This window comes from Solidesulfovibrio carbinolicus (assembly GCF_004135975.1).
Lineage (GTDB): Bacteria > Desulfobacterota > Desulfovibrionia > Desulfovibrionales > Desulfovibrionaceae > Solidesulfovibrio > Solidesulfovibrio carbinolicus.
In genome coordinates, this window is the sequence record NZ_CP026539.1 from 1 (window position 1) to 26673 (window position 26673).

Below are 26673 nucleotides of genomic sequence, written 5' to 3' on the forward strand. Positions count from 1 at the left end.
CCACGGCACGGAGCAGACTCACACAGGGAGGCAAAAGCCCATGGGAATCATACTTGCCGTGTCCAATAACAAAGGGGGAGTCGGGAAATCCACCACCACGGCGAACCTGGCCCATGCCCTTTCCGCCCGCAAAAAACGTGTCCTGATCGTGGACGCCGACAGCCAATGCAACCTCACCAGCACCTTTCTGGGCAGCCCCTGGGGCGGCAACAGCCTGCTGGAGCTGCTCGACGGCGACGGTGTCCCGGCGGAAGCCTGCATCATCCCCGCCCCTGACTACGAACGCCTCCACGTGCTGCCCAACAAGACCGACAGCGCCGCCCTGGAGCCGGCCCTGGCCCGCCGCGAGGACTACGGCTGGTACATGCTGCGCGACCGACTGCGCCTCCACGCCGCCAAAACTTTCGATTTTACCCTCATCGACTGCCCGCCCAACCTCGGCCTGTTCTCCATCCAGGCCATGATCGCGTCCGATTTCATCCTCGTGCCTGTCGAGGCCGGCAGCCGCTACGCCATGGACGGCCTGGACCGCACCATCGAAACCATCGGCGGCATCGCCCAGGCCGACCCGGACAACCCCTCTGGTCGTTTCTTGCGCCTTCTCATCAACAAGGCCGACCGCCGCACCGCTGTCAGCAAGGTGACCATCGAACAGATCCAGCAGAGCTACCCCGGGAGAGTGTTTTCCACGATCATCCCGGTCAATACCGACATTCAGCAATCCGAAATGCTGAGCAAGACCGTTTTGCGCCACGCCTCGAAAAGCCCCGGCGCCCAGGCCTATAGGTCCCTGGCCACGGAACTGCTCGGCATCCTGTCGCAATAACTTCGGGAGCAGGCCATGGCCACGTCGATGACACAACTCCTGCGCAAGGCGGCCCAAAGCCGCATGGCCGGGCAGCCGCCCGCGGCAGCCGCCGCTCCGGAGGGCCGTCGGGAGGTTTTTGCCGACGCCGTTCCCCATATAGAGCAGACAAACACAGCAGATAAAGCACTTATAAAAACCAATCAGACAAACCAGACTGACGAACTCGACAGCTTGCCTCAACAGTTGAAGCCGACAGTTGAGCTCGTAAGAGTAGTTCAACCGCTGGCCCAAACAGCCGAGCAGACAAAGCAGGCAGACAAAATCAGCGGGCAGACAGACACGCCAAGCACACAAATAAAGCAGTATAAACCAACAAACAAATCAAGCATAGAAAGTCAGCAGCCAAAAAAAGCGCTAAAAGTAGGCAGTCAAAAGGAACAGTCAAAGCAGACAGAAAAACCAAGCGGACTCGCCGCCCCGGCTATGCGGCTGCCGCCGCGCCTGCCCATCGCCACCATGGCCCAGAAAACCCTGGCCGCCCATTTCCTGGAGACCGGCCCCGTGGTCACGACCTACGCCGTCATTGCTGCTGAAACCGGCGTTCCCCTGGGCACGGCGCGCACCATCATCGACAAGTTCGTCGCCGCCGGCTGGCTGCGCAAGGAGCAGTGGGGCGCCGGCCGCAATCGGGCCCTTTCCCTGGCCCCCACCGAGGCCTTGGCCGCTGTCACGCGCGATAGTCAAGCAGACAAAATTTACATACAAAGCCAGCAGACAAAGCAACCATACAAACCAAAAGGACGAGCTCAGCAGTCAAGTTTAGCTGTGGAATTCAACAGCGAAAACGCCCCTCTTAAGATAGAAAGAAAGAATCTTTCTATCTCCCCGGAGACGGTGCGCACGTCCTGGCCCTGCCTGGCCCGGGCCGGTTTCGGATTGGCCCAGCTCGAACAGATCCACGACGCCCTGGCGCAGCTTGGCAAATCCGCCGACCGGATCATCCAGGGCCTGGACCACGCCGAATGGGAACTGGCCGAGGGAAAAATGCTGGACAAGGCCGGGCAGCCCGTGGCCGATCCCTGCGCCTGGGTTTTCCGCTCCCTGGCCAGCCAAGGCTATTATCGCCGCCCGGCCGGCTACGTCAGCGCCGAGGAGCAGGCCGAACTCGACGCGGCCAACGAAGCCAAGGCCCTGGCCCAAAGCCGCGAACAAGCCCGGCTAGCCCGATTCCGAGCCTGGGAACAGGGGCTGAGCCGGGAAGCGCGGGAAAAAGCCCTGGAAGGCCGGCGTGGACCGGAAGAGATCTGGTTGAAAAATTTTTGGGTCAAACTTGGAGAACCATCTTAACAATGCAAAGAACATTATTTAAGTTGTCATGCATGAGTTGCTCGGCCAGCCGCTCTTTTGCTGTTTTACAAGCGCTTCGGTTATGATAAAACGCCGACGCCTATTTCAAATCGCGAGAAAAGCGAGATGATGGACTTGTTCCTCAGAGCACTTGGCAAGCGGCTGATGGCCCCATTCCTTACGAAACAAACGTTCCTGCGACTGCTCTCACAGCAGCCGTTTCTCCCTGCTGAGGCTTTCGTCCCCGGCCGTATCGTGCATTGCAGTCCGAGTCTGGGGGCTGGAGGAAGCGAGCGGCAAACGTGTAACACCTTGTCAGGCTTGGTCGCTTTGGGCTATGACGACTGCCGGTTGCTATGCCGGAGTTTGCAAGGTCGAGAAAACAGCTTTTATTTGAAACTGTTGGAGCGCAACGGCATCATTACCTTCAATTTGGCCGAAGCCGTGGCCGCCCAGACTCCGCCGTCTTTGGTTGGTGCTTTGCGTCATTGGCTGCAGCCTCTTCCGTGGCCCTATTCCGAAGAGACGTTGGGATTTGCCGCGGTTTTTGCTGCTTGGCGGCCCGCCATCATCCACATTTGGCAGGACATGCCCCTGGCGGCCCTGGCGGCCAGACTTGTCGGCATCCCCTTGACGGTGTTGTCCTGGCGTAGTTTGAGCCCTCCACATTTTGGCTACAACCACGCCTATTTTCAACCGGCCTATCGGTTATTGGCCGACCAACCTGGGCTCGTTATGCTCAACAACAGCGAGGCTGGTAGGAACGATTATGCGGCCTGGCTGGGCATAGATCCCGGCCGGATAAGGGTCTTGCGCAACGGTTTGGACCCGACATTTCTGCAGTGTCCCGAGCCCGAGGCAGTAGACGCACTACGAACCCGGCTGCGCATTCCAGCTCAAGCGCCCGTGGTTGGTTCCATTTTCCGTTTGTCTCGAGAAAAGGATCCCTGGTTGTGGCTGGAAACTGCTAAAAAACTAGCGACAACATCCCCCGAGTGCCATTTCGTGATCTTCGGTGAAGGTCCCTTGTTGCGGCAATTTAGATCTGTCGTCCGGGAGGCAGGATTTGCCAGCTGCTTTCATCTGCCGGGACGCACGGACAAGACGGCTGTTGCTTTGGGTCTGTTTGATGTTTTTTTGTTGTGCTCCTCTACCGAGGGCACGCCAAATGTCTTGATCGAGGCCCAGGGACAGGGCGTACCCGTGGTCACCCTGGCGGCCGGGGGTACACCGGAAACCGTTCTTCACGGGGAAAGCGGTTTTGTCGTTCAGGAACGCGACGCGAACCACTGCGCTGCCGCTGTCCAGCGCGTCCTTTCGGATGGGGTTTGGCGCAAACGGGCGTCCGAGGTAGCCCCAGCTTTTGTGGCGCGGCGTTTTGGTCTCGCGCGCATGTTGAGTGAGACGCTAGACGTCTACGGTCTCGACAACCCTCTCCCAATAGGGTGTTGAATAACTCCGCCAAGTGACCGAAAATCCAGCCATCGCGGTTCCGGAGGTGATCTGATAGGGCTTGGCCGTCAGGGTGAACAGCAGGGGGGCATACCCGGGCGGGGTGAAAGCCTCCTGTGAGTGGGCATCATCATGTCAATAGCTCTGTCATGTGGTAGCTGACTCGAATAATAGTAACGAGTAAACCCCCGGCTCTGCCGGGGGACTCACAAAGTTTGGCACTTCCGGGAATCGGAAGCCTCCATCGCTTGAACCACTCAAAGTTCAAACAGACGGAGGCTTCCTGTGAACGACTACGAAAGCCTAAGCCACTCGGTATGGGACTGCAAGTACCACGTGGTTTGGATCCCAAAGTGCCGCAAAAAGGTTCTGTATGGCCAACTACGCGTGCATATGGGTGAAATTTTGAGGGAACTGGCCCGGCAGAAGGAGAGTAGGGTGGTCGAGGGGCACCTTATGCCTGACTAAAAACCCTGAATCCGTAGGCATGCAGCCCCAAATCTCTCTATGCCACCGACGAGGTGCTTTTTGATGCTCCTTTCAGCCCTTTCTGCTCAGCCCCAGCCGAGTATGGGTTGCTTTTTTCCTGATTTCAGCTTTGGAGCAGAGGTCAGGGTGGATTTGAGCGATTTTCGGGCACACCTCTCCCGGGTACGGAAGTTACTCCGCGTATTTTTAGGCTTGCGCCAACCGTCTCTGCATACCAACAAGCGCTTCGCCGAAGCCGCCGTTGGACACCACCTTCACGACAACTCGCCGCGCATGCCGGACGAACCGTCCGCCCAAGTACATCATCCCCTGCATAATAGTGCGCAAACGGCGGCGCGTTGCCCTCTTCAGCCCAATGACCCCGGAGTCGAGAAGCGACTCGCCCAGCACGCGCAGCATGTTGTTTACCAGGACCCCGAGCTGGAAGAACAACTCGTTGACGCTGAATTTTCCGGACGGAAGGCGCTCCAGGTCGAGTTCGCTTTTCAGCGCCGCGAAATACTGCTCGCACGTACCCCGGTCTCGGTACAACCGCAGGATGTCGGCATCGGACACCTTCTCGAGGTTCGTCCAGACACTGAAGACTTTGTACTCTGGCAAGAGCAGGGTCTGCCCTTTCTTGCTGGTCCTCTCGGTCATCTCATACACCAGCCGGACCTCTCCGATTTCTTCACGTTCACGGCGGGTGCTTCCCGTGTAAACAGTCTTGCCGGGCCTGGGAGAATGAACTTGTCCTTCGTGCATGGCCAGGTTGATCAAAATCTCTGGTTTTTCTCGGCGCAGATTGTGGCGAGTGATGAAACTGTCCCCGGCCTTGAGCCGCGCCGCCATGAGTGCCCCATCATCGAAGGCTGCGTCGTCCACCCAGAGCAGACGGGCATTGGTCAGCTTGCGCACCCGCGAGCGGACCCCGGCATGGAAGTCCAAGGCCCCTTCATGCAGGGGGTGATGGCTCCCTGGACAAAGCTTGGCTCCAACAATCAGGCCGCCTTCGAGGAACGAGCAGACCGGGGCGTAGCCGAGAATCCCGGTGTAGCCCTTGGCGACGCCCTCCTTCTTGGTGTCGCTGTTGTCAAGGATGGTGGAGTCGGTGTCGATCCGCACGCCAACAAAGTGAGGTACGGTGACGATCCGGGGCTTGAAATCCAGCTTGCGCAGCATGCGCACAGATCACATGGGCATGGCTTCGTGGACGTTCCGATCAAGGCTCATGGCCTCGAAACGCTGGCGCAGAGTGGCTTCCGACGGCACACGACCAACCCCCAGGGCTGTCACGAAGAACTCGCTATTCTTGAATTGCCGCACGTGGTCGAAACCCACCTTGCCTATTCCAATGAGACCGCCAAGGCTCCGCAGAATGTCCTTCTCAGCAACCTGATAGTTCGGGGACTCCCGTTTGGCGCAGGTGGAGTCGATGTCGCTGATGCGCATGAGTTCGCCCATGGCTACAAGCCCGGCATTGCCGACGATCGGTTCTTCGGTGATCTCAAGGGTCAGCTTTCCCATGTGGCGCACCTCGCGGGTGAAAGACGTCTGCCTAGACCTGCGAAGTCAACATGCTAAAATATTACATTTTTTTTAATAACAAACTGTACCGGCAAAGTAAGTTGAACTGAAGCTGTTTACGGATCCAGGATTATACACAGTTATTCTTGAGCATCAGCGCAAACACATAACTTTAGGCCGAGGAAGCCAAAATGACTAAACATATAGTCCTGAAAATATGCGTGATGTTCAGCGCAGGAAAGTATATTCGAAGCATCTCCTATCGCGTGTTACGACGTACGTACACAGTGATACTGCCGATTGCTCGGGTGATGCTTACCGAATCATTGAAATTTCGCCTGTCGAAACTCGCGATGGCCGTCGAGCGACAGTTCGAGCAGAAACTATTTGCTGCGAAACCAAGTCCTTTAAATTCGTTCCCTCCGGCGTTCCCTTCGGCCACCTTCGAGGACGGCCCGGTGGTTCTGTGCAACAACGCGTTGGCTTGGGGCGGGGTCGAGCGCCAAGTCGTCTACACGCTACGGGGCTTGGTTGATCAGCTACCGCAGCCGCCCCATCTACTCTGCATGCGGCTAGGCCACGGACCGGACTTTGATTTTTATATGAGTTCACTGGAGGATTTTCCCGGCGAGGTTCGAAACGTCGTCGATCTGGAAGAGGCTCGGCGTCATCTCGCGAGTGTTGATCCAGGTCTGGAGCATCGGATAATCCAGGCTGTGGCTTGGCTTCCACCCGATGTCCAGGAGGAGATACTCCGGTTCGCAGGCGATTTTGTTCGCCTCAAGCCTGCGGTCACGCATATCTGGCAGGACGCGCTTTCGATCTCCGCCGGCTACGCGGCTCGGATGGTTGGAGTTCCGAGGATTCTTATCTCAAGCCGGAATATGGCAGCCAAGCACTTCGCCTATCACCGCCCCCACATGGCGGATGCCTATCGCGAACTCGCCGAGTGCTCCAACATAGTTATGCTCAATAACAGCTTAGCCGGTGCCACCGATTACGCCGATTGGTTAGGGCTGCCAGGAGAACGCTTTCACATCATTCGCAATGGGATCGACACGGTTCAGATCAGACGACCCGACGAAGACGCGGTGAAACGCCTGAAGGATAGCCTCGGTCTCCCGGACAAGGTTCCGGTCGTCGGCTCAATCTTCAGGTTTTACGCTGAGAAGTGTCCGTTACTGTGGATTGAAACCGCCGCCCGCGTCGCCTCGGCACATCCAGATTGTCATTTTGTTATTTTCGGCACCGGGCCAATGAGAGATGATCTGATCGACCTCGCGCGGTCTCTAGGTTTCGCCGATCGATTGCACCTTCCCGGAACCATCATCAACGCGGCATTGGGGCTTTTGATCATGGATGTCTTCATGCTGACATCCCAATTCGAGGGTACGCCGAATGTCGTTCTTGAGGCCGGGTTGATGGGTGTTCCCGTGATCGCCACGAACGCCGGTGGCACAGCTGAGACAATAGACGCCGGACGTACCGGGTTCATCTCAGATTTTGCCGAACCCGACGTCCTCGCCTCCCTGGTGTCAAAGACGCTTAACGACGACGCTTGGCGCCTCGCGGTACGAAAGAGCGGTCCGGAGTTTATCCTTGAACGGTTTGGGCTGGAGCGGATGCTGAGCGAAACGTTATTTTTTTACGGCCAGTTATCAAAATGAAAATATAACTATATATTGGAGTTAGACACGGACCTGCATTCGCGGACTCTATGGCTGAGCGACCCGTGTTTTGTTGCCGATGTCGAGTTGGATACAGGCGGAGGCTAGGTGGATGTCCATGTTGATCACGCTGTCGGTGTCCGGTGGGCTGTCCGACCTGTGGATGCGAGTTGGCTTGTTGGGATTATGTCGAGCCCCGGGTGTGGCGTCAGCTCGACATTTACCAGTTCAAGACCTTCCTCCATGCCCGGATTCCGCGCGTGGAGTGCCCCGAGCACGGCCTTCTTCAGGTCAAAGTTCCTTGGGCCGAGGCCAAGGGGCGTTTTACCTTGCCCATGGAGCGCTTGATCATTGACGTGTTGGACTCAACAGCAAGATCATGGCCATCAAGCGAAGTGTTTATGGGTACCGGAATTGAGAGCACTTTAAGACTGTCATCTACTTCTTCTGCGGCGGCGTGGACCTCTCAAACAGGACTGACCCCGGTTGCCCACGGATGACCCGGAAGTACCACTTTGAGGGGGGGGCAAAGATATGGGATTTATTCGAGGCAACATGATTCCAATTCTCAGAGAGCATAAACGCCAGCCATTTGCTGGAAAGTTACTACTTCTTGGGCAGGGGGATATTTATTTTTCAGATGCTGATTATCGGCTTATGGCAGAAACGCTGGGGGTTGAGCTAGATAGAGCAATATTGCCAAGCCTCTCCTATAAACCTGAGTTTGCCTCAAAAGGTTATTTTGACACTGAATCTGTCTTCAAGCGGTTGGGTTTCACTGAGGTGCATGCTTTGGACTATTCGGATTTCGAGGGGGCAGATATTATCCATGACCTTAATTCCCCAGACGTTCCGAAAGATTTGGTACAGCAGTTTGATGTGGTGATTGATCATGGTCTCTTGAACACGTTTTTCATCTCCCAAATGCGCTTTATGCCGTCTTTCAATTCTTAAAAATTGGGGGTAGGGCCATTACAAGTTCTCCAGGGAATGGTTTCTTTGACCATGGATTTTATATGCTTCAACCAACGCTTTTTTTGGATTTTTATTTCACAAACAATTGGGACATAGAATCTATTCAGGTCGTACAATTTTCACACAACCAAGAGACGGAACCATTTTTTTTACGGATTACTATCCAGGCCAATTTGACACTGTTGGCTACGGAAAAATGGATAATAAGCTTTATTCGACAATTTGTGTTAGTATAAAAACAAATTGTTCCACTGGAGATGCTATTCCCCAACAGGGATGGTACTCCAGACAAAAATCCTGGCAAGCAGGTACGCAGATGCCAGAGAAGGACGTCAACCTTACTCAATCATTATCAGAAGGCAGGGAACCAAGTAAGAGTATAAAACCGTAATCGTCAAAAGAACCCCTTCTTACGCCTCCTGAGTTTTCTGACATGGAGTGTCCCCAGGAGGGACGACCATGGTAGCATCCGCAACGGAGCATAGATCCGAGAAGGCGGCGTATTGGGCTGAACATTTTGAGGCTTGGCGAGGGAGTGGTCTAAGCCAGGGGGCTTACTGCCGGCGGCATGGCCTTTCCCAAAGTTCATGGTGTCAAACAGCACCGAAAATTGACCCCCAATCAGCGTCCAATTTTGACCCCCTCGAATTGAGCGCCATGGCTTCTCCTCGTGGTCGGGGGGGGGGGAGCTTATTGGCTTCTGTGTTTGAGCCTCCAGCTGTCGTTGCCGGTCTCGATGATCTCGCAATGATGGGTCACCCGATCCAAGAGCGCCGTGGTCATCTTGGCGTCGCCAAAGACTTGGCCCCACTCGCCAAAGGTCAGGTTGGTCGTCACCAGGACCGACGTCCGTTCGTAGAGCTTTGAGAGCAGGTGGAACAGCAGCTGTGCGCTCACGCGGGAAAACGGCAGATAGCCAAGCTCGTCGAGCACGACGATATCCGTTCGGCACAGCTGGTTGGCCAGGCGGCCGCCCTTGCCGGCAAGCTTCTCCTGCTCCAGGAGGTTGGCGAGGTCCACGAGGTTGAAGAACCTGGCGCGCGCGCCATTCCGGACCGCTTGGCCGGCGATGGCTATGGCCAAGTGCGTCTTGCCGGTGCCCGTACCGCCGACGAAAACGATGTTCTTGCGGGCTTCCAGGAAGCTTCCTTCATAAAGGGAGCGGATGTGGAGTTCATCGACGGGTGAGGCGGCAAAGGCAAAGGAATCAAGGTCCTTGTAGACAGGAAACCGGGCTTGGCCGAGTTGGTAGCGGATAGCCCGTAACCGTCGTTGCGCGGTTTCGGCCTCCAGGAGTTCCAGCAACGCCTGTTCCACGGTGACCGGCCCCGGCCGATCCAACAGCTCTTTGTATCCGGCGAGCATGCCGGTCAGATTGAGTTCCCGCAGATGCTCTAGGATGGCGCTACGCGACATGGCGAGTCTCCTGCAGCAGTTTGTCATAACGGGAGCAATCGGCCACCGGCTCCTGGTTGAGCATCAGTTTTTGCGGCAGGACGACCACCGCCTCCTCAGGACGTTTCCCCTCTTGGGAAAGCAGGCTGAGCACCACGTCCTTACTGACGGTGTTTGCGGCCAACGCCCTGCCGCAGGCATCGGCCACGGCGAGCAAGCCATATTGCGGTACCGCGCACAGAATGGCCACGAACTGACGATCCCAGTCCGAAAACCGGGAAAGCGCCTCGCGCATGCGGGTCAGCTCCGGCGGCAAATCCCAGTGTTGAAACGGTGCGCCATTGCGCAACGCACCGGGTTTACGCTGCAGCACCGGCAGATAGTGCCAAGGATCGAACATCGTCTTGCCTCGGCCGAACTGACGGTCATAGAAAGCTATCGCCTTGCCCTGACTGATGATTTTTATCTTGTCTGCATAAGCGCGAACAGTGACGGTCCGACCGACCTCGCTGACAGGGACGCTGTAGTGGTTGCGATCGTAGCGCACCAGGGATGTGCGTGAAACGCGAGCTTCATCGGCGGCATACCCGTCGAAGGGACGGGGGACCGCCAGGAGATGCCGTCGTTCCTCGGCAAACACCTCCATTATCAGCTTGTCCTGCTGGGTCGGATGGCGACGGGTTCGGGCCTGTTCGAGACACTTTTCGCGCAGGATTTCATTGAGTTCCACAAAATCCTTTGCAGCCAGTCGAGGCGTGAAGAACTGTTCCCGGACCAGGCCGACCTGCCGTTCCACTTGGCCTTTCTCCCAACCGGCGGCAGGCGTACAGGCCACCGGCTCAAACAGGTAGTGGGAACAGAGCTGTTCAAAGCGCTCGTTGAAGTCTCGATCTTTGCCGATAAGGATCTTCTTCACGGCCGTCTTCATGTTGTCGTAAATGCCGCGCCTCGTTACGCCACCAAAAAACTCGAAAGCCCGCATGTGAGCGTCGAAAACCATCTCTTGGGTTTCTCGAGGGTAGGCGACGACAAAACACATCCGGCTGTAGCAGAGCCGGACATGCGCCACCTTCACCCGCGCCGGCAATCCGCCAAGCAGGACGTCCTCATGGCTCCAATCGAATTGAAACGCTTCTCCAGGCGAGAAAACCAGGGGAACAAAAGCTTGATTCGTCAAGAGTTGCTGTTCACGTCGCCATGCTCTGACGTAGCGTTGAACATTGTCGTAGGAACCAGCGTAACCTTCTTGCTTGATCTCCTCGTAAAGTCGCTTTGCAGAACGACGCTGTCTTTGTGGAAGATTTTTATCCTCCTCGAGGCGTTTTTCCAAAGAAGGAACAAACGCGCCAAGCATGGGCCTTGGCTGGATACGGCGTTCGTAGTGCAGCTTAATAACATCCTCTCGGAGGATCTTCCGAACGGTATTCTTGGATAACCTCAGTTCTCGTGCGATCTGTTTAATGGATTTTCCATCTCGTCGCGCCGCCAGCCGGACCTTTTTGATCGTCTCCACTATCAGCATCTCCTCGTGGTACCCCTTGTGCCTCTGGTGATCCAAGACATCTAAGGGGGCTGCCGAGGGGGTCAATTTTCGACGCTGATTTCGCCCTCAATGGGGTCAATATTCCATGCTGGTAGACATCTCGGCTTAGCCGGCAAACCCTCATAGCCCGTAGACGGACCGCCGTGAAGGTGGGGCCGCCTTGGCGCTTACCTTTCAACCTAAAAAAAGCCGTTCTAAAGGCTGCATGCTGAGGATAAGTGCCTCCTTTGGCGGCGAAAGCAGCCAAAGGAGGTGATAAATCGCCTGAGATCGGCGGAAAATCACGCAAAACTGCCGATCTTCCCCTCGAAAAAGACCAGAAAGACGGAATTCAGGGACCTCAAAGAATTGTGCAGTGGTCTCAGAGAGGGCAACTGTTTGGATTTGTTAGTCAGTGATATTTTGCTTGATTTCTCGTATGCTTTTTTTCATGATAACAGAGCCTACCCTATGAATCTGGCTCCAGGCCTTTGTGAAATTTCCTCTTGCATGATATTTGTTCTTTGAAAACGGCATGTTGAGTGGCAGGATGTTGTAAAAACTACAACTTTTGGAACAACGCTACGAACAAACTCCTCCTGCTGCCCGCCCCAACCTAGACAACTGGCTTCACCAGGAGTACTTGCTTGGACCATTTTTTATATAGTTGATACCCTTGATCTAAAGCCGTGCCTTCATCGGTTTCGCGACAATGGCCAGAGCAGTGCAGCCTTCATTCGACTTCTCAAGATCGTGCTCTACACTTAATGCGTAATTGTTCCCTCCAGTTGCAAAATTCCCAGGCAGTCTTTGATGAGGTCGCCTTCCGGTGGTTGTTGGCCAACAGCTGCCCCGACTTCCGGACCATCGCTACGTTTCGTCGCGAGCACCTTGAGAATATCAAGTCGTTGTTCTTCAATATGTTCTCATGTGCATACAGGCCGGGATGGTCAGGGTTAGGATCGTGACTCTAGGTTGGAGCCGATGCCGCCTTGGATCGAACTGGACCTGGAAAAATCTTGCCGAGCAGGACAAGTCGCTTTTTGCCGAGGTGGAGTCCCTGCTTTGGCGCGCCGAGAATACCGCCAAGGGCGTTACGGCTCATGGGCGTCTTAGCTCTGATTCAGTGCGTCAAGGCTGAATTTGATGCCAGACAAGGGAACGGACCAGGGAGTAGGAAGCCACTTTCAAGGAGAGAGAACAAAAAGAGCTGGAGGTCGACAATAACAAGTGAAAGACCAAATCACTAGATGAGAACTGGAGAACGCGCACAAGGCCCAACTGACGGCCCCGGAACGGCAGATTATGAAGACGCACAAGGGGTTCATATAAGGGTGCAACGTCTAGGCCATGGTGAGTTAAGACCGGATTATGGTGGCTTTTAACCTAGTGCAAGAGCACAACGACTTCGGCCAATTGGCGTCGATGGTAGAATCGGCCAAGGGAAACCTATACGATATCCGTGAGAAATAGGGTAGTCAACTGACCGATACAGGTTATTACAGCGAGGATAATCTGGGGAGCCTGTCAGGTCCGAGTTGCCCGGTCCGTACGTTGCCGCGAAGCAAGGTCATAAGTAGCGGGTGGAAGTCGAACCTTAGCTCAGGAGCCGGCTCCAAAAAATCTGACTCGCCGGCAGCACATCGAGCGTAAGTTCATGACTAGAGTGGGCAAGAAGATGTATAAGCTCCGGGGCAGGTCGTGGAAGCAGTATTCGGCTAAGCCAAGGACTGCCTGGGCTTGCCCGGTTCCTTCTGTGCGAGTTGGCCAAGGTAAAGGGAGTATTAAACCCTGGTGCCTGCCCCATACCTGCTCAAGCTTTAACAGGTATGAACTCGCTGTCGGGTAGACATCGAAACGGAGGAATCGACCCGATTGCTCCGTAAATAACGATCTAGAATCCATGACTGCACGGCACGAGAGCCCGAGCGGCCCTTATAGTTTTTTGGAGATGGACACGAAAATGGGATCGTCGCTGAATGGGTGAACAACCTTCGTGAGACAGGCTCAACAAGCAACGCATCGCTTTATTTAAAGCCTATCTGCATCGACAGGAGGCTGGTTCAATAAGCCGGAAACTACCAGAAGGGAGCCCCGGACAGCACGACATGACGGGGGCACTTGCGTTCCACGAAGTTTTGAAAACTGCGGAAATTTGTACCGCTACGAAAGGAATCATGAACATTCTTGTTACTGGCGCGGCTGGATTTATCGGATTTCATCTTTGCCGTCGCTTCCTCTCCCTCGGTTACGCCGTCACCGGCCTCGATAACCTGAGCAACTATTATTCGGTCACACTCAAAAAAGACCGGCTGGCTCTGCTGGAGCCCAACGCGAAATTTTCTTTCGTTCAAGCCGACATGGCCGACCGTCAGGCCATGGATCGGCTCTTTAACGCCGGCGGCTTCACTCATGTGGTGAACCTTGCCGCCCAGGCTGGCGTCCGCCATAGTCTGACGCACCCTGATGACTACATCAACGCCAATATTCTCGGATACTTCAATATCCTCGAGAACTGTCGTCAGCACAAGGTCGGGCATTTTGTTTTCGCCTCTTCGAGTTCCGTCTACGGTTTGAATACGAAGATGCCCTTTTCCATCCACGACAATGTGGACCATCCAATAAGCCTCTACGCGGCCTCGAAGAAGTCCAACGAGCTGATGGCTCACTCCTACAGCTACCTTTTCGGCCTGCCCTGTACTGGACTTCGTTTTTTCACAGTCTACGGTCCTTGGGGCCGGCCCGACATGGCACTGTTTCTGTTCACCAAGGCGATTTTGGAGAATAAGCCTATCCAGGTCTTCAACCATGGCAAGATGGAACGGGATTTTACCTACATAGACGACATTGTTGAAGGTGTGGTCAGGGTTACGCAAAATGCGGCTGTGCCGAACACGGCCTGGAATCCCGCCGCGCCCGACCCGGGGTCCAGCACGGCTCCGTACCGGCTCTATAACATCGGTAATAACAACAGCGTCACGCTGATTCGTTTCGTCGCGGCTATCGAAGACGCCGTAGGCAAGAAGGCCCTCATGGAAATGTTACCGCTACAGCCGGGCGATGTGCCGGCCACCCGGGCAGATGTAAACGATCTGATCCAAGATGTCGGATTTCGACCCGGCACGGACATTGAGACGGGCATCGCCCATTTCGTTGCATGGTATCTGGAGTATTACGACCTGAATTGATTGCTTGGAACACGGTAAAATGACCGTCAAACCTGTCGGCCCGAACGGTTGCGTTCCGAGTTGGGATAATAAACTGCACAGCGACGATCTCAGCCAAACGCCTCCTGGTAGTCACTTCATTGCCGACCGTTTATAGCTCGTTCCAAGGCGTTGAATATTTGGGCAGAAAAGACAGAAGACCGTTTGCCAACGCGCCTCTGGTCTTTAGACCAAACATGTAACTCGCTTGCTGCCAGTAAGCATAAGTAAAACAGGGAGCGTTCGTCCTGGCGGACGTCAAGGATTTCTCATGCTTCATGGAAAAACAGTCGCGGTCGTTATCCCAGCCTATCAAGAGGCCCAGCAAATACTGAAGGTCGTGCGCGCCCTGCCCGCTTTCGTGGACAAGATCGTCGTGGTCGACGACTGTTCCAGCGACGGGACGTCCGAGGTGGTCTTGCGTTTCATGGAGCAGCACCCCGAAACGAGCGTGCTGCCCATGGCCGTCAAAAGCCGAAAGACCCCGTCCACGGCCGAGGCCGAGGCGAAGATGATTCCGGCGGACGTGCTCAGCCCGGACCCCCTGCGCGACCGCATCATTTTGCTGCGCAACGTCCAAAACGGCGGCGTCGGCGCGGCGGTGGCCCGGGGGTATCTGTGGTGCCGGGAACATCGCATCGCCTGCGCCGCCGTCATGAACGGCGACGCCCAGATGGACCCCGAGGAACTGGAGTCGATTTGCGGCCCGGTCGTCGACGACGGCGTGGATTACGTCAAAGGCAACCGGCTGATCCACCGTTCGGCCTGGCTCGTCATTCCCAAGGTCCGCTACATCGGGAACTCCATCCTGTCGCTGCTGACCAAGATCGCTTCGGGCTACTGGCGCATCTCCGACACCCAGACCGGCTACACGGCCATTTCGCTTAAAGCCATGGATGCCTTGCGCCTTGAAGATATTTACAAAAGCTACGGCATGCCCAACGACATGCTCGTAAAACTCAACATTGCCTATTGTACGATTCGGGAAATCGAAATAACGCCACTGTATAATGTTGGCGAACAGTCAAAAATGAACATTATGCGCGTCATACCGCGCATCAGCGCCCTGCTTGTAAAGTCATTTTTCAAAAGACTATATATAAAGTATTTTTTCAGGGATTTTCACCCGCTGTTCATTCTTTACCACCTTTCCTTCTTTCTCCTGCTTGTCGATATCCCCGTTCTGCTGGAATTGTGTTCCAGAACGGTCAACGGCGGACCGTACCCCATATCCCTTTTGGCCCTTTTGGCCGTGCTGTCCATCAGTGGCTTCCAGTCCCTGATTTTTGCCATGTGGATGGATATTCTCGACAACGAACGGCTTTACAAGTGACCCCCTTTGGTCCTGGAAGGATGATCCATGTGCGGGATTTTCGGTTTCGTCGCGCGGCCTGACAGTACGCTTGGACAAGAGCAGGCGCGAAAGGCTCTGCAAACCCTGGTTCGCCTGTCGGAACGCCGGGGACGGGAGGCCTCCGGTCTGGCCGCCCGTCTGGATGACCGGATCTGGCTGCACAAAGCGCCGCTGACCGCCTCCCGCCTGCTGACCCGGCCCGAGGTCACCACGTTTCTGGATGCGGCCATCCCCGAGGCGTTCCCGCAGGCCCAAGGCTCCCTGCGGGCCATCATCGGCCATGCCCGTCTGACCACCAACGGTTTCCAGGGCATCCGGGGCAACAACCAGCCCGTGGCCGCCGGCGGCGTGGTCGGCATCCACAACGGCATCATCGTCAACGTCGACACCCTGTGGCGCGCCCATCCCGAACTGACCCGCCACACCGACGTCGACACGGAATTGTTCATGGCCCTGCTCGGCGATCGCCTGGGGAAAGGGGAATCCCTGGCCGACGCCCTGTCCGGGGTCTACGGGGAGATCGAGGGCTCGGCCTCGGTGGCCCTGCTGTTCGAAGACCGCGACGCCCTGGCCCTGGCCTCCAATACCGGTTCCCTCCACGTCTGCCTGGCCGACGACCGGCGGTTGGCCTTTTTTGCTTCCGAAGGCCCCTTTCTTGACGGCTTGCTGGCCGAAAAAGCCATCGCCGACGCCCTGGGGGGGCACACCGTGCGCCAGGTCGCGGCCGGACAGGCCCTGGCCCTGGACCTCGCCAGCCTGGAGCCGACCTGGTTCGGCCTGGACCGGGATTCCCGGACCGGACCGGAGATCCATGTCCGCTCGCGTCCCGTCGCCCTCTTCGACACCATCGAGGCCGAGGAAGAAGCCCGCCGTTCACTGCCCCGCTGCACCCGCTGCATTTTGCCCGAGACCATGCCGTACATCGAGTTCGACGAACAAGGCGTGTGCAACTACTGCCACGGCTACAAGCCCATCGAACGGTTGGGACGCCCCGCCCTGGAACGGGTGGTTCGCGGCTTCAAGCCCGGGGCCACGGCCGATTGCGTGGTGGCCTTCAGCGGCGGGCGCGACAGCAGCTATTGCCTGCATTACGCCGTCAAGGAACTGGGGCTGCGCTGCATCGCCTACACCTACGACTGGGGCATGGTGAACGACCTGGCCCGGCGCAATCAGGCCCGGGTCACGGGCAAGCTCGGCGTGGAACACATCATCATTTCCGCCGACATCAAGCGCAAGCGCCGCAACATCCGCATGAACGTCGAGGCCTGGCTGCGCAAACCCGACCTGGGGCTCATTCCGCTCTTCATGGCCGGGGACAAGCAATTCTTTTACTGGGCCAACGTGCTCAAAAAGGAAACGGGCATCGAAAATTCCATCTGGGCCGAGAACCAGTTGGAGCGGACCCACTTCAAGGTCGGATTTTGCCGCATTGCTTCAGGCAATTGCAAGAAGCGGATCTATAAAATGTCCGCCGCCGACCGCATGCGGCTGGCGGCCTATTACAGCAAAAACTTCCTCAAAAATCCGGCCTACTTGAATTCTTCGATCCTGGACACCATCACCTCGTATATTTCCTACTACGTCATCCCCCACGACTATACGTGGTTTTACGATTACGTGGGCTGGGAAGAAAACAGCGTCAACGACATCCTGTTTAATCAATACGACTGGGAGCTTGATCCGGAATCGACCACGACCTGGCGTATCGGCGATGGAACGGCCGCCTTTTACAATTTCATCTACTACACCGTGGCCGGGTTCACCGAGAACGACACCTTCCGCAGCAACCAGATCCGTGAGGGGCAAATCACCAGGGAACGCGCCCTGGCCCTGGCAGCCGAGGAAAACCGTCCCCGGTACCAGGGAATCATGAACTATTGCCAACTCATCGGCGTGGATTTCGACATGGCGCTCAGCGCCATTAACGCCATGCCCAAACTCTACCCCCTCTCCCGGGAGCGGACCGCGTGAGCCGCCCGCCGCGTCTCTTGCGCCGCAACCAAGGTTTCCCGCCGTGTGCGGCATAGCCGGCATTCTTTGCAACACGCCCGGACGCCTGGGCGGCGAACTTGGCCGCATGACCAGGGCCATGCGCCACCGGGGACCCGACGGCCAGGGGCACGTGGCCCTGCGCCCCGGCCGCAGACGGCTCGCCCCGGCCACGGCAGGCCTGCCCGACGAGGAAGCCGAGGTCTTCTTGGGCCATCGCCGCCTGGCGATTATTGATCTCCAGGGGACGGCCCAGCCGCTGTGCAATGAAAACGGCGCGGTTTGGACGGTCTTTAACGGCGAAATCTACAATTACCGGGAGCTGCGCCGGGAACTGGCCAGCCAAGGCCATGTCCTGCGGGAAAAGGGCGATACCGAAGTGCTCGTCCACCTGTGGGAACGCCTGGGCGAAGCCCTGCCCGCCGCCCTTAACGGCATGTTCGCCTTGGCCGTCTACGACGTGGACCGGGACACGCTGTTCCTGGCTCGGGACAGGTTTGGCGAAAAACCCCTCTACTATTGGGAAAGCCGCGACGGCTTCGCCTTCGCCTCGGAGCTCGCCGCCCTGGCCCTGCTGGAGGGGTTCCCCCGCGACGCCCTGGACGAAGCTGCGGCGTCCCGTTTTTTTGCCACGGGCTACGTGCCCCATCCCGACACGATTTACGCCGCCGCCCGGTGCCTGCCGCCGGGACATGTCCTCGTGCGCCGGGGCGGGCGCACGGTGGTCAAGCCCTACTGGCGTCCCGACGTCCGGGGAGATGTCGACGCCTGCGATCTGGACGCCCTGGAAGACGCCCTGGACGAAGCCGTGCGCTCGCGCCTGGAAGCCGACGTGCCGGTGGGCTGCTTCCTGTCCGCCGGCCTCGACTCCTCGCTGATCGCCGCCTCCATGGCCAAGCGAGGCAAGCCGCTGACCTTCACCATCGCTTCGGGGCACTGGGACGGCGACGAATCCCCCACGGCCAGGCGCATCGCCGCCCACCTGGGGACCGAACACCATGAATTCCGGGTCGAGCCGGACTTTGTCGCCGTGGCCGAAAAGCTGGCCTGGCATTACGGCCAGCCTTTCGCCGACTATTCCGCCGTGCCGACCTACTACGTCAGCCGGGAGACGCGCCGCCGCGTCAAGGTGGCCTTGTCGGGCGACGGCGGGGACGAGCTGTTCGCCGGCTACGAACGCTACGGCAACGCCTGGGCCGCGTCGTTGTGCGGGCTGTTGCCGGAACCGGGCCGCAGCCTGGCCGCCGCCCTGGCCGGACGCTTTCCCGGGGGCGACTTCGGCACGCATTTGGCCGACTTTCTGCGCGTGGCCGGCCCCATCCCGGTCCGGCTGGAAACGCCGTCCACCTTTTACCATCCCTATTGGCGGGAACGTTGTTTCACGCCCGCCTTCCTGTCTGGCGGCGGAACCGCGCCCGGCCCCGGCCCGGCCCGCTACGCCGCCGCCGCCGGCCAGGACGCGCGCAGCCGCTTTCTGGAGACCGACCAAGCTCTGTACCTGCCCGCCGACATCCTGACCAAGGTCGATATCGCCTCCATGAGCGTTTCCCTGGAAACCCGCGCGCCCTTTCTGGACCACCGGCTGGTGGAAATGGTCAACCGGATGGCCTTTGGCCGCAAGCGCCAAGGCGCCGTCGGCAAGCTCCCGCTTCGGGCCCTGGCCGCCCGTCGGCTGCCGCCGGACGTGGCCGGCCTGCCGAAGCGGGGCTTTACCCTGCCCCTGGCCGGCTGGATGCGCCGGGAGCTTCGGGACTGGAGCCATGCCGCCCTGTTCGACGCGCCCGAAGCCTGGGAAGCTTTTTTGTGCCCCCAGGCCGTGTCCCGGCTGTGGGAGGAGCATCAATCCGGCTGGGCCGACCACGCCCTGCGCCTGTGGTCGGTGATCGCCTGGGGGCTGTGGCGTCGCACGGTCGGCCAGGAGGCCGCCTGATGGCCGGCCGGCGACGGCTGGCTTTTGTCGGAGGACTCTCCGACAAAAAGCTGGTCCAAAAACTGCTGCCCCTGACCCGGCTGGAGGGCGTGGACGCCATTGACGTCTATCGCCGCCTGCCGCCGCCGGCGTTGCCGAAGATCCATTGGAAACCGCTTCCGCCCGGAGCCTTGGCCGGCGAGCCGGCCAAGCTCGCCCGGCTTTTGGCCGAAGGCTGGCGCTACGAGGCCCTCATCGGCTGTTTCCAGCTGTATCACGGCTTCTGGGCTCATCTGGCCGGCCGGTTGTGGCGACGCCCGACCATCCAGCTGGTCATCGACAACCTGCCCGGCAATTTGCGGCAATATCCGTCCCGAACGGCCATCATGGCCGCTGCCGGCTGCGGCGTGCGCGGCCCCCGCACCCTGCTCGAACTGCGCCAGGCCGGTTATGCCCGGCCGGCGGCCATCATCCACAATCCCTACGCCCTGCCCGAGCCCATGGCCACGCCCGCCGAGCGCCGCTTCGACTGCATCGCCGTCGGCAATTTCAACACCTGGAAAGACTATCCCTGGCTGGCCACGGTGTTCGAGGCCCTGGCCGCCCAGGGCATACGGCCCCGGCTGGCCCTGGGCGGCCTGTTTCCCGACGCCTTTCAAGCCCGGATGCGGGCCGCTTGCGGCGACCGGGTCCACTTTCTGGGCCATCTTGGCCCCAAGGCCCTGGACGCGGCCTATGCCGCCAGCCGGTCGCTGCTGATGACCTCCCAGGCCGAGGGCTTGCCCATGGTGGCCGTGGAGGCCATGAGCCACGGCCTGCCCGTGATTGCCACCACCGTGGGAGATCTGCCCTGGCTTGTGCGTGACGGACGCGAAGGCCGCCTTGTGCCCCACGGCGACACGGCGGCCATGGCCGCGGCCATCGCCGCCCTGCTGGCCGACCCCGACGGCTTCGAGGCCATGGGCCAGGCGGCCGCCGTCCGCGTGCGGGAGCTGGCCCCGGAATTCACGCCGGACCGCATCGTCGCCGCCTGGCGCGCGTTGTTCGACCAACTGGGCTTTTCCGCCTAAACCCGGAGCGGACCACCATGTGCGGGATCTGCGGCAGTTATCGGCCGTCGGGGGCGACGCCCCACGACGCAAGGCTCGTGGCGGCCATGAACGACGTTTTGCGCCATCGCGGCCCGGACGACGAAGGCCTGTTTCAGGGCCGGCAATGCGTGCTTGGCCACCGTCGCCTGTCCATCATCGACCTGTCCCGCGACGGCCGCCAGCCCATGGCCTCTCCCGACGGCCGCTACCAGCTGGTGTTTAACGGCGAAATCTACAATTACATCGAACTGCGCCAGGAACTCGAAGCGGCCGGCGACGTCTTTCGGACCAAGACCGACACCGAGGTGTTGCTGGCCGCCTACAGACGCTTTGGCCCCGACTGCCTCCACCGCCTCAACGGCATGTTCGCCTTCGCCGTCCACGACACGGCGGCGGGCACGCTTTTCCTGGCCAGGGACCGGTTCGGGGTCAAGCCGCTCTACTATACGACCGCGCCGGGGGTGACGCGCTTTGCCTCGGAGATCAAGGCCCTGCTCCTGGATCCCGCCGTCTCGCGCGCCGTCAACGAACAGAGCTTGTTCGAATATCTCGTCTTTAACCGCACCGACATTCAGGACGAAACGTTTCTGGCCGACGTCACGCGCCTGCCCAAGGGCTGTTACGCCCTGTGCGACGCCCAGGGCCTGCGCGTTTGCCGCTGGTGGTCGCCGTTGGACCACCTCGACAAGCACGCCGACGTGGACGAACAGGAAGCCGCCCGGACGGTGGAAGAGCTGCTGGTCTCGGCCGTGGCCCTTCGCATGCGCAGCGACGTGCCCGTGGGCGTTTGTCTCAGCGGCGGCCTCGACTCCTCGGTGATCCTGGGCATCGTCTACGCCCACCATGACCCCGGCGAGGCTTTTCAGGCCTTCAGCGCCGTTTTCCCGGGCCATCCCCTGGATGAGAGCGGCTTCGTGGACGCTCTGGCCGCGCGCTATCCCTTCTGCGGTCGCCGCACCAGCCCCAGCGCGGCCGACGCCCTGGACCAGGCCGCCTCCCTGGCCTGGACCCTGGATGAACCCACCACGGGCTTTTCCTTTTTCGCCCAGCACGAAGTGATGCGCCTGGCCAAGGCCTGCGGCGTGGTGGTGCTGCTCGACGGCCAGGGGGGCGACGAAGGTTTCGCCGGCTACCAATACCTGCACGGCTTCAACTTGCGGCGGCTGTGGAAGCAGGGTCGGTTCGGGGAACTGGGCCTGGAGCTGCTGCGGGTGGTGGCCCGACGCCAGGAACGGGCGGCCCTGGAGACCTTTGCCTATCTGAGCCTGCCCCGGGCCGTGCGCGCCCGGCTGCTGCTCGCGGCCACCCCGTGCGTGCGCCGGGATTTTTTCTGGGCACACCTCGGGCGCAGCCTCATCGAACGGGATTTCTTCACGGCCGACAGCCTCAACATGGGGCTGGCCCGGCATTTCCAATACAAGCTTGAGCATCTGCTGCGCACCGAGGACCGCAATTCCATGGCCTTTTCGCTGGAGACCCGCCTGCCCTACCTGGATTACCGGTTGGTGGAATACCTCCTGGGCCTGCCCGACGCCCACAAGCTGCGCCGGGGCGAAACCAAGGTGCTGCAAAAACGCGCCGTCGGCCGCTACAGCCTGCCGGAAATCGTTGCGCGTAAGGACAAGATCGGCTTCGCCGCCCCGGGGGACGTCTGGTTGCGCGCCCCGGCCTGGCAGCGGCTGGCCGCAGACTCCTACGCTTTTCTTGCCGCCCGCTTTCCCGGCGTGTTCACGCCGGCCGGCCCCAAGCCGGGCCAGGCGGATCTGAGCTATAAACATGTGCAGACCGCCGCCTGGCTGTCCGCCCTCGCCGCCTGGCCCACGGTGTCCGCCGAGTGACAATTCCCGGAGCAACGGCAAACACCGTTTGCAACAGGCCGATGGCTTGCAATGGAGTCCGCCTCATGCATGAGTCGCCGCTTGGCCGGCCGGCCGTCATGGCCGTAGCCGCCCTGATCCTTTTTGGCGCGCTGGCCCTGGCCGCAGAAAAAATCCCCCTGGCCAACTCCCTTGGCTACGACGGCCTGGCCTATGCGGAAATCACTCGGGGATTCGACAGAATCCTCAATGGAACCTGGCGGCTTGATCCGCTGTACTACAACCGTTTTCTGCCGTCGCTGCTGTGTCGTCTGACGCTGCTGGGCCTGGGCCTGGAACTCACCGACAAGGCCATTGTCGGTTTCTACACCTGGTACAACGTCCTGCTGGCCGCCGCCGCCGCCGGCCTCTGGGCGGCCGCCGCCCGCTGTTCGGGCTTTTCGTTGCGCGCCGGATGGTTCGGTTTCGTGGCCCTTTTTTGCGGCCACGCCATGCTCAAATACAACGTCTACTATGCGTCCCTGACTGATGTGACGGCGTTTACCCTGGGCTGCCTCATGTTGTGGGCCTATTTGCAGCGCCGCGACGCGGTCCTGGCCCTGGCCGCCCTGGCCGGTGCCGCCACCTGGCCAACGCTCTTGCCCCAAGGCGGGCTGCTGTTGCTTTTCCCCCGCCGTCCCATCGCCTCCGAGCCGGCGCCGGCCAAGGCCTGGCTGCTGGCCACGGCCGTCACGGCCGTCGCCACGTGGCGCTTCATCCAGCTTGGCCGCTCGGCCGCCGACGGGGCCGTCGCGCCGTGGGCCGGCGGCATTATCGTCATCCTGTATTGTCTGCTGGCCCTGCGCTATCTGGCCGACGCCAAGGCCTTTTATTCCCCTCGGGCGCTGTTGGCCTGCACCAGCCCGACGCGACTGCTGCTGGCTCTCGGATGCGGTCTGGCGGCGACCCTGGTGTTGCTGCGCGTTACCGGCACCTCCGTGCGTTTTTTCGAGCAAGCCGAAGGGTACCTGCTGACGTCCGTCTCTTGGGGATTGCGGTTTCCCGGGGAATTCATCGTCAGCCACACGCTCTACTTTGGCCCCTGGCTGCTGTTGTTGTTGTTGCTTTTCCCGCGCGCTGCGGCGTTTGCCCGGGAAGGCGGGCTTGGCCTAACGCTGGTTTGCGCCATGACCGTCGCCCAGTCCCTGACGCCGCTTTCCCGCCAATTGATTGCGGCGACGCCTTTTTTATGTTGGTTGTGCCTTCAGGCCATGGAAAAGCCGCCCGTCTTGACGCCCCGGGCCTGGACGTGGCTGGCCGTGCTGTGCCTGTTTATTTCCAAGGGCTGGATGCGATTTAGCGCCAACCCGGCCGATCCGCTAGGGAGTTTTTCGTTTCCCTGGTACGTCAGCAGCACGGGCTGTTGGATGCCCTTTCCTTTCTACTGGACCCAGGGATTGCTCGTTTTCGGACTGTTGCTATTTTTTGCCTGGCGGCTGCACGCGGCGCGGCGTCAGGCTCCAGTCACTACAAGACTGTAAGGGGATGCGACCCATGCGTATCGCGCTTTCCATCGAACATCCGGCCTGGGCCTACCAATTTCGCCATCTTGTCGCCTTGTTGCGCCAACACGGGCATGACGTCCGCCTGCTGGCCATCGACAAAGACCACAGCTACGCCCTGCTCGACGCCTTCGGCTATGCCTACGACCGGATCGCGCCCACCACGGGCGTGGGGGTGGTGCAAAAGGGCTGGCTCTTCTTCTTAACTACTGTGCGGATGTACTGGGTGTTACGCCGCTACCGCCCCGACGTGCTGCTGGGGCGGGCTTCGCCGATGCTTGCCGTGTGCGCTTTTTTCCTGCGTATCCCGCACATCCTGTTCGAGGATACCGAACACTCGCGGTTTTCCTTGTTCTTTTGTCAGCTGTTTTCCACCGCCATCATCACGCCGCAGTCCTTTACGCGCGACCTCGGTCCCAAACAGATACGCCAGCCGATTTACAAGGAACTGTTCTACCTGCACCCGTCTGTCTTCAGGCCAGACGTCGCCGCCGTGGCCGAACAGGGACTGAACCCGGACCGGCCCTTTGTGCTGTTGCGTTTCGTGGCCTGGACGGCCAGCCATGATTTCGGGCTACAAGGCCTGTCGCCACAGGAACAGTTGGGCATTGTCGAGCAGCTTTCACAGGTAGCCCAGGTTGTGGTCTCCTGTGAAGGAGAGTTGCCACAACAGCTGACCCAGTACGCTTATCGTCTGCCCGTTTCGCGTATGCATCATTTGTTGGCCCATGCCGCCCTGTACGTGGGAGAAGGTGCTACCATGGCCTCGGAAGCCTCAGTGCTTTGGCGTCCACTCAGTGTACCTTAACCCTCTACCTCTGGGCTATCTGGCCGAACAGGAAAAACGTTTCGGTCTTGTGCGGTCTTTTGGCGGTCCCAGGCGCTACGCCCAGGGCCTCGCAGCAGCACTAGAAATGCTGGCCGACCCTGAACTCGAGTCCAAAGGACGCGCGAAGGGAAGACAGCTGCTGGAGGCCAGCGAGGATCCCAATCCAATGTTTCTGCGTTTGGCCTTGGACACCGTTAGTTCGCCAGCCGCACGACAAAGGCCCTGACTCGCGCTGCCCGGTAACAGAAACGCCGGAGCACAGCGGATCAGTTGGCGCTTCCCTCCAAACATCGAGTTGTTGACGCCTGGAGGACGCGCTAAGAATGGGTCCCCGCTTTGACCACGACCGGAGAATCCTTGACTTCACAAATCTCCTCGGATAGATACCGCACGGTTGACGCGCATTTAGTTCTAGCAAGACCGTTTCAGGCCGATCTTGTAGACACTGCTATCCCAAACGGCGCGCTGGCTTTGCGATTCGTGGGTCTTCCTATCTCCTCCACGGGGCGAAACTACACCAACGGGAAGGCGGACGACACGGTCTCAAAAGGTGCAGGGTGGACATCAGTGCCAGAAATATTTGAACGTTTCCGGTCCCCTGTCCACTCACGCACACATTCCGCAAAGGACCTTGCGGCCCAGCAAGCGACGGAACATTTTCCGGCATGTTAACAGTTCTTTTTTTTCTTCCATCCCTATCCGTCGGCGGGGCGGAGCGCGTCTTTGTCCGGCTGGCCAATCATCTTGATCGCAGCCTGTTTAGCCCAGCTATGGCCGTAGTCAAGGGCCCAGGGCCCTTCGCGGCCCACTTACGGCCGGATGTGGAGATCTTCAACTGCGCCTGCTGTAATCACGCAACAGCTCCCTGGCCCATAGTGCGGCTCCTGCGCCAGCTACGGCCCGACGCAGTGGTCTGCACCCACACGCATCTCAACATTCTCATGGCCGGCTTGCGGCCTTTCATACCCCGGCAAACGGCCCTCATCGGCCGAGAATCTACCATCGTCAGCCGCCACCTGGAATTGGATAGCTGGAAAAATGTCATGATTCCGGCTGCAAGGCTGCTCTATCCGCTCTTTGACATCCTCGTGTGCCAGTCCAGTGAGATGCGCCAGGACGTCATAAACACGTTTCGGATGGCTCCCCGGAACATCTGTGTAATTCCTAATCCCGCCCCAGTCCCGCCCGAAGCACCGCTGTCGCCGGTTGCGGCGGACGGCCGTGTGCGTCTGTTGGCGGTAGGCAACTTAGCCCCGGCTAAAGGGTACGACTTGCTGCTCGCCGCCATGGCTTGCCTGAACGATTCCTTCCATCTTCGCATCGCCGGCGACGGCCGCCCCGAAGAAAAGGAACGTCTCCAGCGGGCAGCCCAGGCCCTGGGGGTCGCCTCTCGGGTTGAGTTCCTGGGTGCTGTGTCCCAACCGGACCGTCTTATGGCCGCTTCGGACCTACTGGTGCTGAGTTCCGCCTATGAAGGGTTTCCCAACGTCTTGTTGGAGGCGGGGTGCCAGGGCTTACCGGTCGTGACCATCGTCGGGCTCGGCGGAGTATCCGAAGTCGTGACACAGGGGATAACCGGGTTGGTGGTGACTGAACGAACGCCGGAATCCCTGGCCAGGGCAGTAGAGCAGGCCAGCCGCACGCCGTTCGATCGGGCCGCCATTAGGGCCGCCGTTCAGAAAAAATTCGACATTTCCGTCGTGGCCGCCCGTTATGGCGAGGTGATCACCAATGCTACTCACTACCGGCGCGCCCGGGGCTGAGTCCATTGGACTG

Annotated in this window: 18 protein-coding genes and 3 pseudogenes; 17 read left to right on the forward strand and 4 right to left on the reverse strand. The window is 59.2% G+C overall.

Going from position 1 to position 26673, the window contains the following annotated elements:
- The first annotated feature begins 40 nt into the window (after positions 1 to 40).
- The 4 genes and pseudogenes from C3Y92_RS20235 to tnpA (C3Y92_RS20250) form a co-directional block, all read left to right on the forward strand.
- The gene (locus tag C3Y92_RS20235) at positions 41 to 826 is read left to right on the forward strand and encodes a ParA family protein (RefSeq protein WP_012750603.1); all 786 of its coding nucleotides are present in this window, start codon (positions 41 to 43) and stop codon (positions 824 to 826) included.
- A gap of 15 nt (positions 827 to 841) precedes the next feature.
- Positions 842 to 2155 (forward strand): hypothetical protein, encoded by a 1314-nt coding sequence (locus C3Y92_RS20240; RefSeq protein ID WP_129355974.1) that lies wholly within the window; start codon positions 842 to 844, stop codon positions 2153 to 2155.
- Positions 2156 to 2212: 57 nt separating this feature from the next.
- The gene (locus C3Y92_RS20245; protein WP_129355976.1) at positions 2213 to 3607 is read left to right on the forward strand and encodes a glycosyltransferase; all 1395 of its coding nucleotides are present in this window, start codon (positions 2213 to 2215) and stop codon (positions 3605 to 3607) included.
- A gap of 285 nt (positions 3608 to 3892) precedes the next feature.
- Positions 3893 to 4072 (forward strand): annotated as a pseudogene (gene tnpA, locus C3Y92_RS20250) (IS200/IS605 family transposase); the annotation flags it as partial.
- A gap of 210 nt (positions 4073 to 4282) precedes the next feature.
- Here tnpA (C3Y92_RS20250) and C3Y92_RS20255 read toward each other — a convergent pair.
- On the reverse strand, positions 4283 to 5257 hold the full coding sequence (locus tag C3Y92_RS20255; protein ID WP_129355978.1) for an IS1380 family transposase: 975 nt from the start codon (positions 5255 to 5257) through the stop codon (positions 4283 to 4285).
- Positions 5258 to 5266: 9 nt separating this feature from the next.
- Positions 5267 to 5602: a hypothetical protein gene (locus tag C3Y92_RS21220; RefSeq protein ID WP_165352176.1), complete on the reverse strand. Its 336-nt coding sequence runs from the start codon at positions 5600 to 5602 to the stop codon at positions 5267 to 5269.
- Positions 5603 to 5793: 191 nt separating this feature from the next.
- Between C3Y92_RS21220 and C3Y92_RS20265 the strand changes: the two genes are divergently transcribed.
- From C3Y92_RS20265 to tnpA (C3Y92_RS21845), 4 genes and pseudogenes are all read left to right on the forward strand, one after another.
- Positions 5794 to 7269 (forward strand): glycosyltransferase, encoded by a 1476-nt coding sequence (locus tag C3Y92_RS20265; protein WP_129355980.1) that lies wholly within the window; start codon positions 5794 to 5796, stop codon positions 7267 to 7269.
- A gap of 54 nt (positions 7270 to 7323) precedes the next feature.
- A pseudogene (locus tag C3Y92_RS21875) lies at positions 7324 to 7730 on the forward strand (transposase family protein); the annotation flags it as partial.
- Between the two features lie 94 nt (positions 7731 to 7824).
- Positions 7825 to 8223, forward strand: coding sequence for a hypothetical protein (locus C3Y92_RS20275; protein WP_129355984.1), 399 nt, complete (start codon positions 7825 to 7827; stop codon positions 8221 to 8223).
- Positions 8224 to 8703: 480 nt separating this feature from the next.
- A pseudogene (gene tnpA, locus C3Y92_RS21845) lies at positions 8704 to 8868 on the forward strand (IS66 family insertion sequence element accessory protein TnpA); the annotation flags it as partial.
- Between the two features lie 66 nt (positions 8869 to 8934).
- On the opposite strand, the gene istB reads toward tnpA (C3Y92_RS21845), so the two are convergent.
- Positions 8935 to 9660 (reverse strand): IS21-like element helper ATPase IstB, encoded by a 726-nt coding sequence (istB, locus tag C3Y92_RS20285; protein WP_129355986.1) that lies wholly within the window; start codon positions 9658 to 9660, stop codon positions 8935 to 8937.
- A complete protein-coding gene (gene istA, locus C3Y92_RS20290; RefSeq protein WP_129355988.1) occupies positions 9650 to 11161 on the reverse strand; it encodes an IS21 family transposase in 1512 nt (503 codons plus the stop codon). The genes istB and istA overlap by 11 nt, the downstream gene beginning before the upstream one ends.
- 2177 nt (positions 11162 to 13338) lie before the next feature.
- Here istA and C3Y92_RS20295 point away from each other — a divergent pair.
- The 9 genes from C3Y92_RS20295 (at position 13339) to C3Y92_RS20335 (ending at position 26660) form a co-directional block, all read left to right on the forward strand.
- Positions 13339 to 14349 carry an NAD-dependent epimerase gene (locus tag C3Y92_RS20295; RefSeq protein ID WP_129355990.1) on the forward strand — a complete coding sequence of 337 codons (1011 nt, stop codon included), beginning with the start codon at positions 13339 to 13341 and terminating at the stop codon, positions 14347 to 14349.
- 289 nt (positions 14350 to 14638) lie between these two features.
- On the forward strand, positions 14639 to 15700 hold the full coding sequence (locus C3Y92_RS20300) for a glycosyltransferase family 2 protein (protein ID WP_129355992.1): 1062 nt from the start codon (positions 14639 to 14641) through the stop codon (positions 15698 to 15700).
- 27 nt (positions 15701 to 15727) lie between these two features.
- Positions 15728 to 17692, forward strand: coding sequence for a 7-cyano-7-deazaguanine synthase (locus C3Y92_RS20305; RefSeq protein WP_129355994.1), 1965 nt, complete (start codon positions 15728 to 15730; stop codon positions 17690 to 17692).
- A 43-nt stretch (positions 17693 to 17735) separates the two neighbouring features.
- A complete protein-coding gene (gene asnB, locus C3Y92_RS20310) occupies positions 17736 to 19640 on the forward strand; it encodes an asparagine synthase (glutamine-hydrolyzing) (RefSeq protein ID WP_165352178.1) in 1905 nt (634 codons plus the stop codon).
- Entirely contained in the window at positions 19640 to 20689 is a 1050-nt protein-coding gene (locus C3Y92_RS20315) for a glycosyltransferase family 4 protein (RefSeq protein WP_129355998.1), read from the forward strand. The genes asnB (C3Y92_RS20310) and C3Y92_RS20315 overlap by 1 nt, the downstream gene beginning before the upstream one ends.
- Positions 20690 to 20706: 17 nt before the next feature.
- A complete protein-coding gene (asnB, locus tag C3Y92_RS20320; protein WP_129356000.1) occupies positions 20707 to 22548 on the forward strand; it encodes an asparagine synthase (glutamine-hydrolyzing) in 1842 nt (613 codons plus the stop codon).
- A 65-nt stretch (positions 22549 to 22613) separates the two neighbouring features.
- Complete coding sequence (locus C3Y92_RS20325; RefSeq protein WP_129356002.1) at positions 22614 to 24047, forward strand: hypothetical protein; 1434 nt, start codon at positions 22614 to 22616, stop codon at positions 24045 to 24047.
- Between the two features lie 13 nt (positions 24048 to 24060).
- Complete coding sequence (locus C3Y92_RS20330) at positions 24061 to 24876, forward strand: hypothetical protein (protein ID WP_129356004.1); 816 nt, start codon at positions 24061 to 24063, stop codon at positions 24874 to 24876.
- Between the two features lie 686 nt (positions 24877 to 25562).
- Positions 25563 to 26660, forward strand: a complete 1098-nt coding sequence (locus C3Y92_RS20335; protein ID WP_129356005.1) for a glycosyltransferase — start codon at positions 25563 to 25565, stop codon at positions 26658 to 26660.
- The last annotated feature ends 13 nt before the right edge of the window (positions 26661 to 26673 follow it).

Bases quoted from the DNA above. Each gene is read 5' to 3' on its own strand.
- C3Y92_RS20235 (WP_012750603.1), top strand. From the start codon at position 41: ATGGGAATCATACTTGCCGTGTCCAATAACAAAGGGGGAGTCGGGAAA.
- C3Y92_RS20240 (WP_129355974.1), top strand. From the start codon at position 842: ATGGCCACGTCGATGACACAACTCCTGCGCAAGGCGGCCCAAAGCCGC.
- C3Y92_RS20255 (WP_129355978.1), bottom strand. From the start codon at position 5,257: ATGCTGCGCAAGCTGGATTTCAAGCCCCGGATCGTCACCGTACCTCAC.
- C3Y92_RS21220 (WP_165352176.1), bottom strand. From the start codon at position 5,602: ATGGGAAAGCTGACCCTTGAGATCACCGAAGAACCGATCGTCGGCAAT.
- C3Y92_RS20265 (WP_129355980.1), top strand. From the start codon at position 5,794: ATGACTAAACATATAGTCCTGAAAATATGCGTGATGTTCAGCGCAGGA.
- C3Y92_RS20275 (WP_129355984.1), top strand. From the start codon at position 7,825: ATGATTCCAATTCTCAGAGAGCATAAACGCCAGCCATTTGCTGGAAAG.
- istB (WP_129355986.1), bottom strand. From the start codon at position 9,660: ATGTCGCGTAGCGCCATCCTAGAGCATCTGCGGGAACTCAATCTGACC.
- istA (WP_129355988.1), bottom strand. From the start codon at position 11,161: ATGCTGATAGTGGAGACGATCAAAAAGGTCCGGCTGGCGGCGCGACGA.
- C3Y92_RS20295 (WP_129355990.1), top strand. From the start codon at position 13,339: ATGAACATTCTTGTTACTGGCGCGGCTGGATTTATCGGATTTCATCTT.
- C3Y92_RS20300 (WP_129355992.1), top strand. From the start codon at position 14,639: ATGCTTCATGGAAAAACAGTCGCGGTCGTTATCCCAGCCTATCAAGAG.
- C3Y92_RS20305 (WP_129355994.1), top strand. From the start codon at position 15,728: ATGTGCGGGATTTTCGGTTTCGTCGCGCGGCCTGACAGTACGCTTGGA.
- C3Y92_RS20315 (WP_129355998.1), top strand. From the start codon at position 19,640: ATGGCCGGCCGGCGACGGCTGGCTTTTGTCGGAGGACTCTCCGACAAA.
- asnB (WP_129356000.1), top strand. From the start codon at position 20,707: ATGTGCGGGATCTGCGGCAGTTATCGGCCGTCGGGGGCGACGCCCCAC.
- C3Y92_RS20325 (WP_129356002.1), top strand. From the start codon at position 22,614: ATGCATGAGTCGCCGCTTGGCCGGCCGGCCGTCATGGCCGTAGCCGCC.
- C3Y92_RS20330 (WP_129356004.1), top strand. From the start codon at position 24,061: ATGCGTATCGCGCTTTCCATCGAACATCCGGCCTGGGCCTACCAATTT.
- C3Y92_RS20335 (WP_129356005.1), top strand. From the start codon at position 25,563: ATGTTAACAGTTCTTTTTTTTCTTCCATCCCTATCCGTCGGCGGGGCG.